The organism is Pseudomonas sp. PS02302 (genome assembly GCF_029959585.1).
Classification (GTDB): domain Bacteria; phylum Pseudomonadota; class Gammaproteobacteria; order Pseudomonadales; family Pseudomonadaceae; genus Chryseomonas; species Chryseomonas aestiva.
Map to the genome: position 1 here is coordinate 1 of NZ_JASCON010000114.1, position 12,974 is coordinate 12,974.

Genomic DNA, 12,974 nt, shown 5'->3' on the forward strand with positions numbered 1-12,974 from the left:
CGGCGGGACTGGACGTCGCCGCCGGTCTCGCCCGGGCACCGGCCGCCCGGTGCGCCCTGGTCACCCCCAGTCACCAGAGTCCGCTGGGCGTCGCCCTCGCCCTGCCTAGGCGGCTGGCACTGCTGAACTGGGCGCTGCGGCAGGACGCCTGGATCATCGAGGACGACTACGACAGCGAATACCGCTACCAGGGCAAGCCGCTACCCGCGCTCAAGAGCCTGGATGACGCCGGTCGGGTGCTCTACACCGGGACCTTCAGCAAGGTCCTGTTCCCCGGCCTGCGCCTCGCCTACCTGGTGGTGCCGCCCGCGCAGGTCGCCGCCTTCGGCCACAGCGCCGACCGGCTGCACAACCACGCGCCCCTGCTGCTGCAGGCCACGGTGGCGAGCTTTCTGGAAGAGGGGCACTTCGCCCGCCATCTCAACCGTATGCGCAGTCTCTACCGACAGCGCCGCCAGTGGCTGGCAGAGGCGCTGGCGAACAGCCTGGGCGACGCGGTACGGATCGATCTGCAGGCCGGCGGCTTGCACCTGCTGGCACGCCTGCACCAGGGCGATGACCAACGCTGGGCGGAGGCCGCCCGGGCCGATGGCCTGGGGGTCCAGGCCCTGTCGCGCTGGTATCTGGAAGCGCCCCAGGCCCAGGGGCTGCTGCTGGGGTTCACCAATGTCGCCAGTGCGGCGGAAGCCGGCGAACTGGCTCGCCGGCTGGCCCGCCTGGAACGCTGACGGCCCGTTCTGCGCGCCTGACCTTCGCAGCGGACCGTCCTCCAGCGCCTCTGCGAAGCGCGAAAATGTTTATTGCGTCACACAAAACTTTTTCAAGAGTGGCCGCTCAAAGACCAGGCTCGAAGGCTCTAGCCTGCCACTCTCGCGTGAAATACCGGCCTTTTTTCGGCCTGTATTCGGCTAGGCGCGGCGCGACTGGAGTCAGCCGCGGTACCGGCACTATCAGGAGCCACGCGTCCCCACCGTCGACGCAAGACACGGATCAGTCGCGTTCCCCTCCGCTAGCTCGCTGTACCCCAACCCTTTGCCCCCTGGGCGTGAGTCGACAACCTGGCGCGTGAGGCCTTTCCATGCTGCAACAGCTGACCATCGCGAACAAACTCAGACTCGGCTTCGGTGCCATTCTGGTCATCATCCTGGCGCTGATCCTGGCGGCCTGGCAGGGCTTCAACCAGGTCAACCAGGCTGTCCGGCAGAACATCCACTCCTACCGTGTCCTGCAGGATTCAGACGCGGCCCTGCTGGCGCTGGTCAACATGGAAACCGGCATGCGCGGTTTCGCCCTGACCGGGAAGGAGGAATTTCTCGACCCCCTGAACAAGGGCGAGCAGCAGTTCGCCGAGCAGCTGCAGGAGCTGCTCCAGCTCACCCGCGACAATCCCGAACAGCAGGCCGGCCTGGCTCAGCTGGGCCAGGCCAAGCAGCAGTGGAACACTGAGTCCGTGCAGCAGATCCTGGCCCTGCGCCGGCAGGTCAATGCCGGTACCCAGCCGCTGGATGCCCTGACCGCACGCATCGCCACCGCCCAGGACAAGGGCAGGATGGATGGCATGCGCGAGTTGCTGGCGCAGCTCAAGACCCGCGAGAATCGCCTGCTGGACGGCCGTACCCAGTCGATGGACGACGCCAAGCAGCAGGCCATGGCGATCCTCATCAGTGGCGGCCTGCTCGCTACCCTGCTGGCGCTGGGCATCGCCTGGTCGCTGACCCGCACCATCGTGGGCCGGCTGGCCCAGACCGTCGCCGTCGCCCGCACCATCGCCGCCGGCCAGCTGGATTCGCCGATTCCCGCTGGCGGGCGCGACGAACTGGGCCAGTTGCTGACCGCCTTCGCCCAGATGCAGGACAAACTGCGCGGCATGATCCAGGGGATCAAGCAGGGCACCGATCACCTGGTCGCCGCCTCCCACAGCATCTCGGCCAATTCCCAGCAGCTGTCCGCCGCCGCCCAGGAACAGTCCAGCGCCGCCTCCAGCATGGCGGCTACCGTGGAAGAGCTGACCGTCAGCATCAACCATGTCTCGGACAATGCCGGGGAGGCCCATGACCTCTCCAGCCAGTCGGGTCGGCTGGCCCAGGACGGCGGCCAGACCATCCAGGCCTCGGTGGACAGCATGAGATCCATCGCCGGTACCGTGCAGTCCTCGGCCACCCGCATCGGCGAACTGGGCGAGCATTCCGAGCGGGTATCCTCCATCGTCAGCGTGATCAAGGGCATCGCCGACCAGACCAACCTGCTGGCGCTGAATGCCGCCATCGAGGCGGCGCGGGCCGGCGAACAGGGACGCGGCTTCGCCGTGGTGGCCGACGAGGTGCGCCAGCTGGCGCAACGCACCACCAATTCCACCCAGGAGATCGCCGCCATGATCGAGAAGATCCAGGCGGCGACCCAGGCGGCCATGAGCGACATGGAGGTGGGCGTCCGCCAGGTCAATGGCGGGGTCGACCTGGCCAACCAGGCAGGCGAGGCGGTGGTCAGCATCAACACCGCCTCGGACAAGGTGGTGCGGGTGGTCAACCAGATCTCCCTGGCCCTGCGCGAGCAGACCGCCGCCAGCCACGACGTCGCCCGTACCGTGGAGCGTCTGGCGCAGATGGCCCAGCAGAACAGCGAAGCCATCGGCGAGACGGTGCAGACCGCGGTGTCCCTGGACGCCCTGGCCAACGACCTGAATCGCCAGATCAGCCAGTTCCGCTGCTAGCGCCAGGCCTCCCCCGCAGCCTGTCCCCTCGATCCCGGCACCTGGCCGGGATCGACTTGCCTAAACACTTCGCAACATTCATTCAGCGCAACGGTCACAAAGGCGTCTCCCTCAAGGCCTGCGCCCTGCATGAAAACCCCGCGTCCCGTCGATCGTCTCCCCCGCCTCAACCAGCTGCGCAATCTGAAAATGGCCCGCTCCGCCCATGCCTATGTGCGCGGCAGCACGGTGCAGTTCTACGAGTGGCTGCACAGCCAGCCCGGCCGCAACCTGCCCAATGGGCCGGCGGTATGGATCTGCGGCGACTGCCATGCCGGCAACCTGGGCCCCACCGGCGACCTGCACGGTTCCACCGACGTCAACATCCGCGACCTCGACCAGACCGTGGTCGGCAACCCGGCCCACGACCTGGTGCGCCTGGCCTTGTCGCTGGCCACCGCGGCACGTGGCTCCGACCTGCCGGGGGTGACCACGGCGCGGATGCTCGAAGAGATGATGCGCGGCTACGAGATAGCCTTCGAGGACGATCTCGAGCGTGAAGTGCCGCGGCCGGCCCAGGTCAAGGCCGGGATGCGCAGCGCGGTGCAACGCACCTGGAAGCACCTGGCCAAGGAGCGCATGGAAAACACTCGACCCAAGCTGCCGCTGGGCAAGCACTTCTGGCAGCTGAGCAAGGCCGAGCGCCAGGCCATCGCCGAGTTGTGCGAGACGCCGGGCCTCCATGCCCTGGTGACCTCGCTCAAGGGCCGCAGCCACGACAGCCGCGTCGAACTGCTCGACAGTGCCTACTGGGTCAAGGGCTGCAGCTCCCTGGGCCTGCGCCGCTACGCCGTGCTGCTGGGCGTGGACGACGGCGATGACCAGGACTACTGCCTGATCGACGTCAAGCAGGCGGTGGCCGCCGCCGCTCCGCGCGTGGCCCATGCCACCATGCCCCGCGACAACGGCAAGCGGGTGGTGGAAGGCGCCCGCCAGCTCTCCCCAGCCCTGGGCAATCGCATGCTGGCGGTGCGCCTGCTGGATCACTCCTTCTTCATCCGCGAATTGCTGCCCCAGGATCTCAAGCTGGAACTGGACGAACTCAGCGCCCGCGAAGCCATGAGCGCCGCGGCCTACCTGGCCCGGGTGGTCGGCCGCGCCCACGCCCGGCAGATGGACCTGGCCACCCGCGTCGAGTGGATGAGCGATCTGCAGCGCAATCGCACCCGCACCCTGGATGCGCCCTCCTGGCTGTGGAGCAGCGTGGTGCAACTGGTAGGCGCCCACGAGATGGGCTACCTGGCCCACTGCCGCGCCTATGCTCTGGAGCATGCGCAGGATTGATCAGGTAAGCGCCAAATCTCCAGACAGGCCTCCATGTGGCCACCTGCGGACTACAACTCACGGCCCTTGTACCGCAAGTGACCCAAGAGAATGGTAGCGAGGCCTTTGGCATTCGCTACCATTCTTCCCCTCCTTTTGCCCGTCCTGCCAATTTTTACGGCAGACAATGCCATGCCGCACTTAAACTTCTATTTTTTACAAGGAGGTTTCAGTGAAAAGGACGGTCATTATCTTGGCTGCGTTGTTGGGCGGCTGCAGCATAAAACAGCAGGTGGTCCCGGCCGAGCTGTCTGGGTCGAACTCTTCTGAGATCTGTACTGTCCCTGCGGCGGGGCTCAGATCGGGCTTCAACACCACCTATGTCAATGCCCTTGAACAGAAAGGATTCAAGGTCAAGCCACTACCTGCTGGTTCGAATCCCGCCGAGTGCGACCTTTCCACCACATACACCGGAACGTGGGGTTGGGATCTGGCGCTGTACATGAAGTTCGCGGATATTCGCGTGTTTCAGAATGGACGTCAAATTGGCCAGGCTATATACGACTCTCGCTGGGGTTCGGGCCGACCGGACAAGTTCATCAACGCCGAAAACAAAATCAACCAGCTTGCAAACGAGTTGTTTCCCCGGGGTGCCGGAGATCTCGTCCGCAAGTATCAGGCACCCGCCAACGTATCGGTGCCTAGCGCCTCGTCCAAGGAAGCCCGGATCCAGGCTCTTCAAGGTCAGGGGTTATCTTATGAAGAGTACTCGAGACGTTATCGGGAAATCATGGCCCAGTGACACTTCGTACTCTGTCATTGCTCATTCAAAAAAGCACCTTAAATAGATGTCGGGCGAGATGCAGGCAGTGACCATGAAACGCTGCTTTCGCCCGCCCACTCCCGCGCTCTTCGATGTCGCTCGTTATCTGGATGCTGCGGTATCCGCACACCACGCGGGCTATGCAATGGACGCTGCAAGGTTGTTCACGCTCGCTGACTGTCAGCTTTCGCGGCAATGGTTGGAGTCCATATGGGGCCGAGCCAGTCCTTACGTGACGGTGACCAGGTTGCCGCCCTTACCTATTACGATGCCTGTCAAAGCCAGGATGCCCACTAACGCTCAAATCCGCAGCCTTCATGAGCGCGACGGCTTTCATTGCCGCTTCTGTGGACTACCCGTGATTCGCGCGGAAATTCGGAAGAAGGCGGTCGCGCTGTATCCCGAGGCCGTCAGCTGGGGTAGGGCCAATGCCTCCCAGCATGCGGGCTTTCAGGTGTTATGGGCTCAGTACGATCATGTCGTGCCCCACTCCGCAGGCGGTACCAACGAGCTGGATAACCTGGTTGTGACCTGTGCTGCCTGCAACTTTGGCAAGATGTCCTATCGCCTGGAGGAAATTGGCCTGCTGGACCCTAGAGCGTTTCCCATCGTAGTCAGCCATTGGGACGGACTGGAGCGATTTAAGGCTTTCCCAAACCATAAATTCGAACTGAGCGGAGACTCTTACTAACTCGCAAGGTCCGATTCTGCACGTTCCTGAACAAGGCTGTACTTCGCCCATGCCCTCCTCCCCCCGTCCCGGTTTCGTCTCCGTCCGCGGTGCCCGCGAGCACAATCTGAAGAACGTCGACGTGGACATCCCCCGCGATGCCCTAGTGGTCTTTACCGGCGTATCCGGCTCGGGCAAGTCGTCACTGGCCTTCGGCACCCTCTACGCCGAGGCCCAGCGGCGCTATTTCGAATCCGTGGCGCCCTATGCGCGGCGACTGATCGACCAGGTCGGGGTGCCCCAGGTGGAGGCCATCGAGGGCCTGCCGCCGGCGGTGGCCCTGCAGCAGCAGCGCGGCCAGCCCAACAGTCGCTCGTCCATGGGCAGCGTGACGGGGCTGTCCAGCCTGGTGCGGATGCTCTACTCCCGCGCCGGCCGCTACCCCGCCGACCAGGCGATGCTCTATGCCGAGGACTTCTCGCCCAACACGCCCCAGGGTGCCTGCCCGGAGTGCCACGGCCTGGGCCGGGTCTACGAGGTGACCGAGGCCTCCATGGTGCCGGACCCGTCGCTGACCATCCGCCAGCGCGCCATTGCCGCCTGGCCCACCGCCTGGGGCGGGCAGAATCTGCGCGATATCCTGGTCACCCTGGGCTATGACATCGACACGCCTTGGCGCGACCTGCCGCAACAGCAGCGCGACTGGATCCTCTTCACCGAGGAGCAGCCCACGGTGCCGGTCTATGCCGGCCTCACCCCCGAGCAGACCCGCGCCGCGCTCAAGCGCAAGGCCGAACCCAGCTACCAGGGCACCTACACCGGGGCGCGGCGCCATGTGCTGCACACCTTCGCCAATTCCCAGAGCGCCAAGATGAAGCAGCGCGCGGCGCGCTTCATGATCGGCCAGACCTGCCCGCTGTGCCACGGCAAGCGGCTGACCCGAGCGGCGCTCTCGGTGACCTTCGCCGGCCTGGACATCGGCGAGTTGTCGCGGCTGCCGCTGGACGACCTCACCGTGCTGCTGCGTCGGGTCGCTGCCGGCGACTTCGATGAGGCGAAGGATGCCCGCGCGCTGGACGCCAAGGCCGGCAAGCAGGATCGTGCCCGGCGCAAGGCCGCCGGCGGCAGCGATCACGCCAGCGCTCCGGACGTACGCCGTACCCCCGATCTTTCCCCGGAAAAACGCCTGGCCGCCCAGCGCATGGCCAGCGAGTTGCTGGAACGGCTGCGGACCCTGACTCGCCTCGGCCTCGGTTACCTGGCGCTGGAACGCAGCACCACCACCCTCTCCTCCGGTGAATTGCAGCGCCTGCGCCTGGCGACCCAGCTGGTGTCCCAGCTGTTCGGCGTGGTCTATGTGCTGGACGAACCCTCCGCCGGTCTGCATCCGGCCGATGGCGAGTCGCTGCTGGAAGCCCTCGACGGCCTCAAGGCCCAGGGCAATTCGCTGTTCGTGGTGGAGCACGACCTGGCCACCATGAAGCGCGCCGACTGGCTGGTGGATGTCGGTCCCGCGGCCGGCGAAGGCGGTGGCCGGGTACTCTACAGCGGCCCGCCCGCCGGTCTGGCCGAGGTCGAGGAATCGGTGACGGCGCGCTATCTGTTCGCCGCGCCGCAACGCGAGACCCGGCCGCCCCGCGAGCCCCAGGGCTGGCTGCGGCTGGCCGGGGTCACCCGCAACAACCTGCAGGGCCTGGACGCCGCCTTTCCGCTGGGCTGCCTGACGGCGGTGACCGGTGTCTCCGGTTCGGGCAAGTCCAGCCTGGTCAGCCAGGCGCTGCTGGAACTGGTGGGCGCCGAACTGGGCCAGCGCGCCGCCGAAGACGGCGACGAAGCCCCGGAACTGGACGGCGATGCCCTGCCCGCCACCACCGGGCAGGTGGTCGGTGGCCTCGGCGGTATCCGCCGGCTGGTACCGGTGGACCAGAAGCCCATCGGCCGCACCCCACGCTCCAACCTGGCCACCTACACCGGCCTGTTCGACGGGGTGCGCAAGCTGTTCGCCGCCACCCCCGAGGCGCAGGAGAGAGGCTTCGACGCCGGACGCTTCTCCTTCAACGTCGCCAAGGGCCGCTGCCCGACCTGCGAGGGCGAGGGCTTCGTCAGCGTCGAGCTGCTGTTCATGCCCAGCGTCTATGCCGCCTGCCCCACCTGCCAGGGCGCGCGCTACAACCCCGAGACCCTGGAGGTGCGCTGGCAGGGCAAGACCATCGCCGAGGTGCTGCATCTGACGGTGGACGAGGCCCTGGCCTTCTTCGCCGAGGAAACCTCGGTGGCGCGCGCGCTGCGGGTGCTGGCCGACATCGGCCTGGGCTATCTGCGCCTGGGCCAGCCGGCCACCGAACTCTCCGGCGGCGAGGCCCAGCGCATCAAGCTGGCCACCGAACTGCAGCGCACCAGCCGAGGCACCACCCTCTATGTGCTGGACGAACCTACGACCGGTCTGCACCCGGCCGACGTGGAGCGCCTGATGCGCCAGCTGCACGGCCTGGTCGACGAAGGCAACACGGTGGTGCTGGTGGAGCACAACCTGCAGGTGGTGGCCGGCAGCGACTGGCTGATCGACATCGGCCCCGGCGCCGGCACGGCCGGTGGCCGCATCGTCGCCTGCGGCACGCCCCGCGCGGTGGCGGACGATCCTGCCAGCCCCACGGCGCCCTATCTGCGGCCCCTGTTCGAGGCTTGAGACAATGCCGGGCTGGAGTACCCGGCCATTCTCGCTAGACTGACGACCCAGATCCTCAGGAGCAGGCTTTCGCGATGAAAACTCTTTTGGTCATCGGCATCGGCGCCGGCGATCCCGACTACCTCACCCTCCAGGCCGTCGCCGCCCTCAATCGCGCCAGTACCTTCTTCCTGTTCGACAAGGGCACGGAAAAGGACAGCCTGATCCACCTGCGTGAAACCATCTGTGCTCGCCACATCCGCCAGGCGGACTATCGGTTCGTCACCGCGCCCATCCCCGAGCGCCGCCGCACAGGCGACTATCGTCTGGCGGTGGACGACCTCAACGCCGCCAAACAGGCGCTGATGGTGGAGATGATCGAGCACGAGCTGGCGGACGACGAATGCGGCGCCTTCCTGGTCTGGGGCGATCCGGCGCTGTACGACAGCACCCTGCGCATCCTGGCGGCGATCCGGCGCGAAGGCCGGCTGGACTTCGACTACGAGGTGATCCCCGGCATCTCCAGCGTCCAGGCCCTGGCCGCGCGCCACCGGGTGCCGCTCAATCGAATCGGCCAGGCCCTGGAGATCACCCCCGGCCGGCGCCTGGAGCGCTTCCCCGCGCACCTGGACAGCCTGGTGGTGATGCTCGATTCCCACGAAGCCTATCGCCGCCTGGACGAGCCCGGTTTGCATATCTACTGGGGTGCCTACGTCGGTACGGCGGACGAGATCCTCATCGCCGGTCCGCTGCAGGAGGTAGCCGAGGAGATCCACCGGGTGCGCAGCGCCGCGCGCGAAGAACATGGCTGGATCATGGACACCTATCTGCTCTGCCGGGGGCCGGCGGACGCCTGAGGGCTGTCCAACCATCGGTCCAGATGGAGGGTCTGCCAGGGCAAGGCCGTCTCCCGCGCGACGACCTGGAAGCCCTGGTCGAGCCAGAAGGCCTCGGCCCCGGGCAGGAAGGGATGGGTGTGCAGATAGAGGCGCTCGACCGCGTCGCGGCGCGCCTGGGCCAGCAGCGCCGCGAACAGCCGCCGCGCCAGGCCCTGGCGTCGCTGCCGGGCCGCCACATACAGCCGCACCACCTCCGCCACCCGCTCGCCGGGATAGGCCAGCTGGGCAAAGCGCCGGTCGTAGGGCCGGTAGCCGATGCTGCCGAGGGGCTCTCCGGCGGCGCCCCGGGCGATCAGCAGGCAGCCGCGACCCGCGCCATAGTGGTCGGCGAAGCGCTGTAGATCCCGGGGCAAGGCGGTCGCCTCGACCCGGCTACCGAACAGCTCGTGATAGCTCGCCAGCAAAAAGCTCAGCGTCTCGTCATCCGCCACGGTGAGCCGTTCGAGGGTAATGGGTGGCGCTTCGCTCATGGTCCTGTGCGTCTCTCTGGCAGCGGCAGGGCGCGACATTTCGGCGCAGGGCCGCGCCGGCCGGGCTGTGCGCCGCCCGCGACGATGATACAGTCCCCCGCCATGAAAACCGTCCGTTCACCGCGCGCCTCGCTCGCCTGGATGCTGCTCGCCTGCATCCTGCTGAACGGACTCGTCTGCGCCCTGGGCCACGGTCAGATGCTGGCGCGCTTGACCCTGCCGGTCCTGCCGCCCCTTACCCAGGCACACGAGCACCATCACGGTCTGCACGCCCAGACCGCCCAGGGTGACATGGCCGGCATGCATGCGGGCCTGCCAAGCGGCAGCGTGACCACCCTTTCCCCCACGGGTGATTGCGTCTTCGCCGCCACCCTGTTCCTCGCCACGCTGGCCGCCATCGTGCTGCAGTGGCTGCTGCGTCCCGGCGATCCTCATCGTCCTCGCTACCAGAGCGCCCTGCCGCCGCCACCGCGCGCACGACGCTCCACGCTCCATCCCCAGGCCCCCTGACACCCCGGCGACGAAAGACGGCTGTCCTCCTTTTTCGTAATCCCGCGCGTGGCTTCTCGCTGGCTGCGCGTCGCTCCGTGGTGAACGCTATGACTTCGCACCCCTCCGCTCCGGCCGCCAAGACGCCGGGGCCGCTGCTGCAGCTGTTGGCGCGGCTGCATTTTCTCATCGGTCTGTTCGTCGGTCCCTTCCTGCTGGTGGCCGCCGCCAGCGGCCTGATCTATGCCCTCACGCCGCAACTCGAGGCGCACCTCTATGCCGAGGCCCTGCACACCCCCAGTCGCGGCAAGCCCCTTCCGCTGGCCGAGCAGGTCCATATCGCCCAGGCCGCGGTAGGCCCCACCCTGACCCTGGGCGCGGTGCGCCCGGCCCCTGCCGAGGGCGATACCACCCGGGTGATGTTCAATGATCCGGCGCTGGGCGAGTCGACCCATCGAGCGCTGTTCATCGACCCGGTCACCGGCGCCATCCGCGGCGATCTGGCGGTCTATGGCACCAGCGGCATCCTGCCGCTGCGCACCACCATCGACCAGTTCCACCGCAGCCTGCTGCTGGGCGAGCCCGGTCGTCTCTACAGCGAACTGGCCGCCTCCTGGCTGTGGGTCGCGGCCCTCGGCGGCCTGACCCTGTGGCTGGTGCGTCGCCGCCAGCGCCGCCCGGCCCGGGGCCTGCGCGGCCTGCACGCCAGTACCGGCGTCTGGCTGCTGGGTGGCCTGCTGTTCCTCTCCGTCACCGGCCTGACCTGGTCGCGCTTCGCCGGCGACAACATCGGCGTGCTGCGCGCCCACTACGGCTGGTCCACGCCAGGCGTGAAGACCGCCCTGGGCACCGCGCCGGTACCCGCCATGGCCCATTACGAGCACGCCGATCACCATGGCGTCATGCACATGGCCATGGAGCCAGCTCTGGATCCGGCCACCTTCGACCGGGTACTGGCCAGCGCCCGCGCCGCCGGCATCGACGCCGGCAAGCTGGAGATCCGCCCGGCCCGCAGTGCCGACAAGGCCTGGACGGTCAGTGAGATCGACCGGCGCTGGCCGACCCGGGTAGACGCCGTCGCCGTCGACCCGACCAGCTTCAAGGTGGTCGATCAGGTGCGCTTCGCCCAGTACTCGCTGCCGGCCAAGCTGACCCGCTGGGGCATCGATGCCCACATGGGCGTGCTGTTCGGCCTGGCCAACCAGCTGGTGCTGGCGGCCATCGCCCTGGGCCTGCTGGTGATGACCGTCTGGGGCTATCTGCTCTGGTGGCGCCGCCGGCCCAGCCGCGATCCGGCGCAACCCGGCCTGCTCGCCCTCTGGCGCCAGCTGTCGCCGCTGCCGCGTCTGCTGGTGCCGGCGACGGCCCTGCTGCTCGGTCTGTGCCTGCCGGTGCTGGGCGGCAGCCTGCTGCTGTTCCTGCTGCTGGACACCCTGCTCAGTCTGCGCGGCCCGGCACTGCGCACGGAGGCCGGCTCGGCCTGAGGTGGGCTGGGTGGTTGTTGGGCTTCGCTGCGCTCAACCCAACCTACGGAGCCTCCCTCACCCAGCCGCAGCGTTTTCCGCCCGAGCGACGCCGAACGCGTGGACAAGGCTACGCCGTTGTCCACCCTACAGCGCTGTGCCAATGCCGAATGCGTGGAGTGCAGCCTCCCGTCCGCGCCAGGCTGCCCCCTCTCCCCCTGGGAGAGGGTTGGGGTGAGGGCCCGCCCCAAATCGCAGCCGCAGCGTGGAAAATCGCGCAGCGTTTTCCGCCTGTGCCTATGCGGAACGCGTGGAATGCAGCCTCCCGCTCGCGCCAGAACACCCCTCTCCCCCTGGGAGAGGGCTGGGGTGAGGGACCGCCCCAAATCGCAGCCGCAGCGTGGAAAATCGCGCAGCGTTTTCCGTCTGTGCCTATGCGGAACGCGCGGAATGCAGCCTCCCGCTCGCGCCAGAACACCCCCTCTCCCCCTGGGAGAGGGTTGGGGTGAGGGCCCGCCCCAAATCGCAGCCGTAGCGTGGAAAACCGCGCAGCGTTTTCCGCCTGTGCCTATGCGGAACGCGTGGAATGCAGCCTCCCGCCCGCGCCAGACCACCCCCTCTCCCCCTGGGAGAGGGTTGGGGTGAGGGCCCGCCCAACACCAATCGTCAGGCCAGCGACCACCTCCCAGACCATCCATCGGCACACCCCCTTCGAGGCTGGCGCACCCCGGCGAGATGCTTATAGTTATCGCAATCCCCATCCTTCAAGGATCCGCCCATGCCCCGTCTGTTGCACGTGATAGGTTCGCCCCGCCAGGATCGCTCCGCCTCGCTGGAAGTCGCCACTGCCTTCATCCAGGCCTGGCAGGGCAAACATCCCGACGCCGAGGTGGATACCCTCGATGCCTGGCACTGCGACCTGCCGGAATTCGACGGTCCCATCCTCGACGCCAAATACGCCGGCATCCAGGGCGAGTCCCTCAGCGCCGAGCAGGCGCACGCCTGGACAGTGGCCAAGGCGCTGGCACAGCGCTTCAAGGCCGCGGATGTGCTGGTGTTCGGCGTGCCCTGCTGGAATTTCGGCATCCCCTACAAGCTCAAGCAGCTGTTCGACGTGGTCAGCCAGAAGGACCTGCTGTTCACCTTCGACGAGCGCGGCCTCAATGGCCTGCTCGGCGGTCGCCAGGCACTGGTGATCGCCGCCCGCGGTGCGGTCCTGGATCGCCAGGAGCATCAGGAATCCTATCTGCGCACCTGGTGCGAGATGGTCGGCATCGACCGGATGCATACCGTGGTGGTGGAAAAGACCCTGTTCGGTGCCGAGGTCGACCAGGCTTCGCGCGACCAGGCCAAACAGAACGCCGTGGCGCTGGTGGGCAAGCTCTGATCGCTGGCTGCAGGGGCTACCCTCACCCCAACCCTCTCCCAGGGGGAGAGGGGGCAAATCGGCGCGTGCGAACAGTCTCGTAGGTTGGGCTGAGCG

Annotated in this window: 10 protein-coding genes and 2 pseudogenes; 11 read left to right on the plus strand and 1 reads right to left on the minus strand. The window is 67.4% G+C overall.

The annotated features are described in order from the left end of the window. The 8 genes and pseudogenes from QMX82_RS24190 to cobF all read left to right on the plus strand — a co-directional run. The coding region (locus QMX82_RS24190) for an aminotransferase-like domain-containing protein (protein WP_282288330.1) at positions 1-728 on the plus strand (728 nt) is incomplete at its 5' end. A 350-nt stretch (positions 729-1,078) separates the two neighbouring features. After that, positions 1,079-1,852, plus strand: a pseudogene (locus QMX82_RS26195) (CHASE3 domain-containing protein); the annotation flags it as partial. A gap of 261 nt (positions 1,853-2,113) precedes the next feature. After that, positions 2,114-2,710: pseudogene (locus tag QMX82_RS26200) on the plus strand (methyl-accepting chemotaxis protein); the annotation flags it as partial. A 129-nt stretch (positions 2,711-2,839) separates the two neighbouring features. Next, positions 2,840-4,033, plus strand: a complete 1,194-nt coding sequence (locus tag QMX82_RS24200) for a DUF2252 domain-containing protein (protein ID WP_208694483.1) — start codon at positions 2,840-2,842, stop codon at positions 4,031-4,033. 211 nt (positions 4,034-4,244) lie between these two features. Continuing rightward, positions 4,245-4,814: an Sbal_3080 family lipoprotein gene (locus tag QMX82_RS24205; RefSeq protein ID WP_208694482.1), complete on the plus strand. Its 570-nt coding sequence runs from the start codon at positions 4,245-4,247 to the stop codon at positions 4,812-4,814. A 73-nt stretch (positions 4,815-4,887) separates the two neighbouring features. Next, entirely contained in the window at positions 4,888-5,526 is a 639-nt protein-coding gene (locus tag QMX82_RS24210; RefSeq protein ID WP_261793976.1) for an HNH endonuclease, read from the plus strand. 49 nt (positions 5,527-5,575) lie between these two features. Beyond that, the gene (locus tag QMX82_RS24215) at positions 5,576-8,191 is read left to right on the plus strand and encodes an excinuclease ABC subunit UvrA (protein WP_208694480.1); all 2,616 of its coding nucleotides are present in this window, start codon (positions 5,576-5,578) and stop codon (positions 8,189-8,191) included. Between the two features lie 74 nt (positions 8,192-8,265). After that, complete coding sequence (cobF, locus tag QMX82_RS24220; RefSeq protein WP_208694479.1) at positions 8,266-9,027, plus strand: precorrin-6A synthase (deacetylating); 762 nt, start codon at positions 8,266-8,268, stop codon at positions 9,025-9,027. On the opposite strand, the gene QMX82_RS24225 is transcribed toward cobF, so the two are convergent. Further along, positions 8,994-9,539: a GNAT family N-acetyltransferase gene (locus QMX82_RS24225; protein WP_208694478.1), complete on the minus strand. Its 546-nt coding sequence runs from the start codon at positions 9,537-9,539 to the stop codon at positions 8,994-8,996. The two genes, cobF and QMX82_RS24225, sit on opposite strands and share 34 nt — an antisense overlap. Before the next feature lie 102 nt (positions 9,540-9,641). On the opposite strand from QMX82_RS24225, the gene QMX82_RS24230 reads away from it, so the two are divergent. From QMX82_RS24230 to QMX82_RS24240, 3 genes are all read left to right on the plus strand, one after another. After that, a complete protein-coding gene (locus tag QMX82_RS24230) occupies positions 9,642-10,049 on the plus strand; it encodes a hypothetical protein (RefSeq protein WP_208694477.1) in 408 nt (135 codons plus the stop codon). An 89-nt stretch (positions 10,050-10,138) separates the two neighbouring features. Then, positions 10,139-11,512 (plus strand): PepSY-associated TM helix domain-containing protein, encoded by a 1,374-nt coding sequence (locus QMX82_RS24235; RefSeq protein ID WP_282288345.1) that lies wholly within the window; start codon positions 10,139-10,141, stop codon positions 11,510-11,512. A 757-nt stretch (positions 11,513-12,269) separates the two neighbouring features. Beyond that, positions 12,270-12,878, plus strand: a complete 609-nt coding sequence (locus QMX82_RS24240) for an FMN-dependent NADH-azoreductase (protein ID WP_208694475.1) — start codon at positions 12,270-12,272, stop codon at positions 12,876-12,878. Positions 12,879-12,974: the final 96 nt, after the last annotated feature.

Bases quoted from the DNA above. Each gene is read 5' to 3' on its own strand.
- QMX82_RS24200 (WP_208694483.1), top strand. From the start codon at position 2,840: ATGAAAACCCCGCGTCCCGTCGATCGTCTCCCCCGCCTCAACCAGCTG.
- QMX82_RS24210 (WP_261793976.1), top strand. From the start codon at position 4,888: ATGAAACGCTGCTTTCGCCCGCCCACTCCCGCGCTCTTCGATGTCGCT.
- QMX82_RS24215 (WP_208694480.1), top strand. From the start codon at position 5,576: ATGCCCTCCTCCCCCCGTCCCGGTTTCGTCTCCGTCCGCGGTGCCCGC.
- cobF (WP_208694479.1), top strand. From the start codon at position 8,266: ATGAAAACTCTTTTGGTCATCGGCATCGGCGCCGGCGATCCCGACTAC.
- QMX82_RS24225 (WP_208694478.1), bottom strand. From the start codon at position 9,539: ATGAGCGAAGCGCCACCCATTACCCTCGAACGGCTCACCGTGGCGGAT.
- QMX82_RS24230 (WP_208694477.1), top strand. From the start codon at position 9,642: ATGAAAACCGTCCGTTCACCGCGCGCCTCGCTCGCCTGGATGCTGCTC.
- QMX82_RS24235 (WP_282288345.1), top strand. From the start codon at position 10,139: ATGACTTCGCACCCCTCCGCTCCGGCCGCCAAGACGCCGGGGCCGCTG.
- QMX82_RS24240 (WP_208694475.1), top strand. From the start codon at position 12,270: ATGCCCCGTCTGTTGCACGTGATAGGTTCGCCCCGCCAGGATCGCTCC.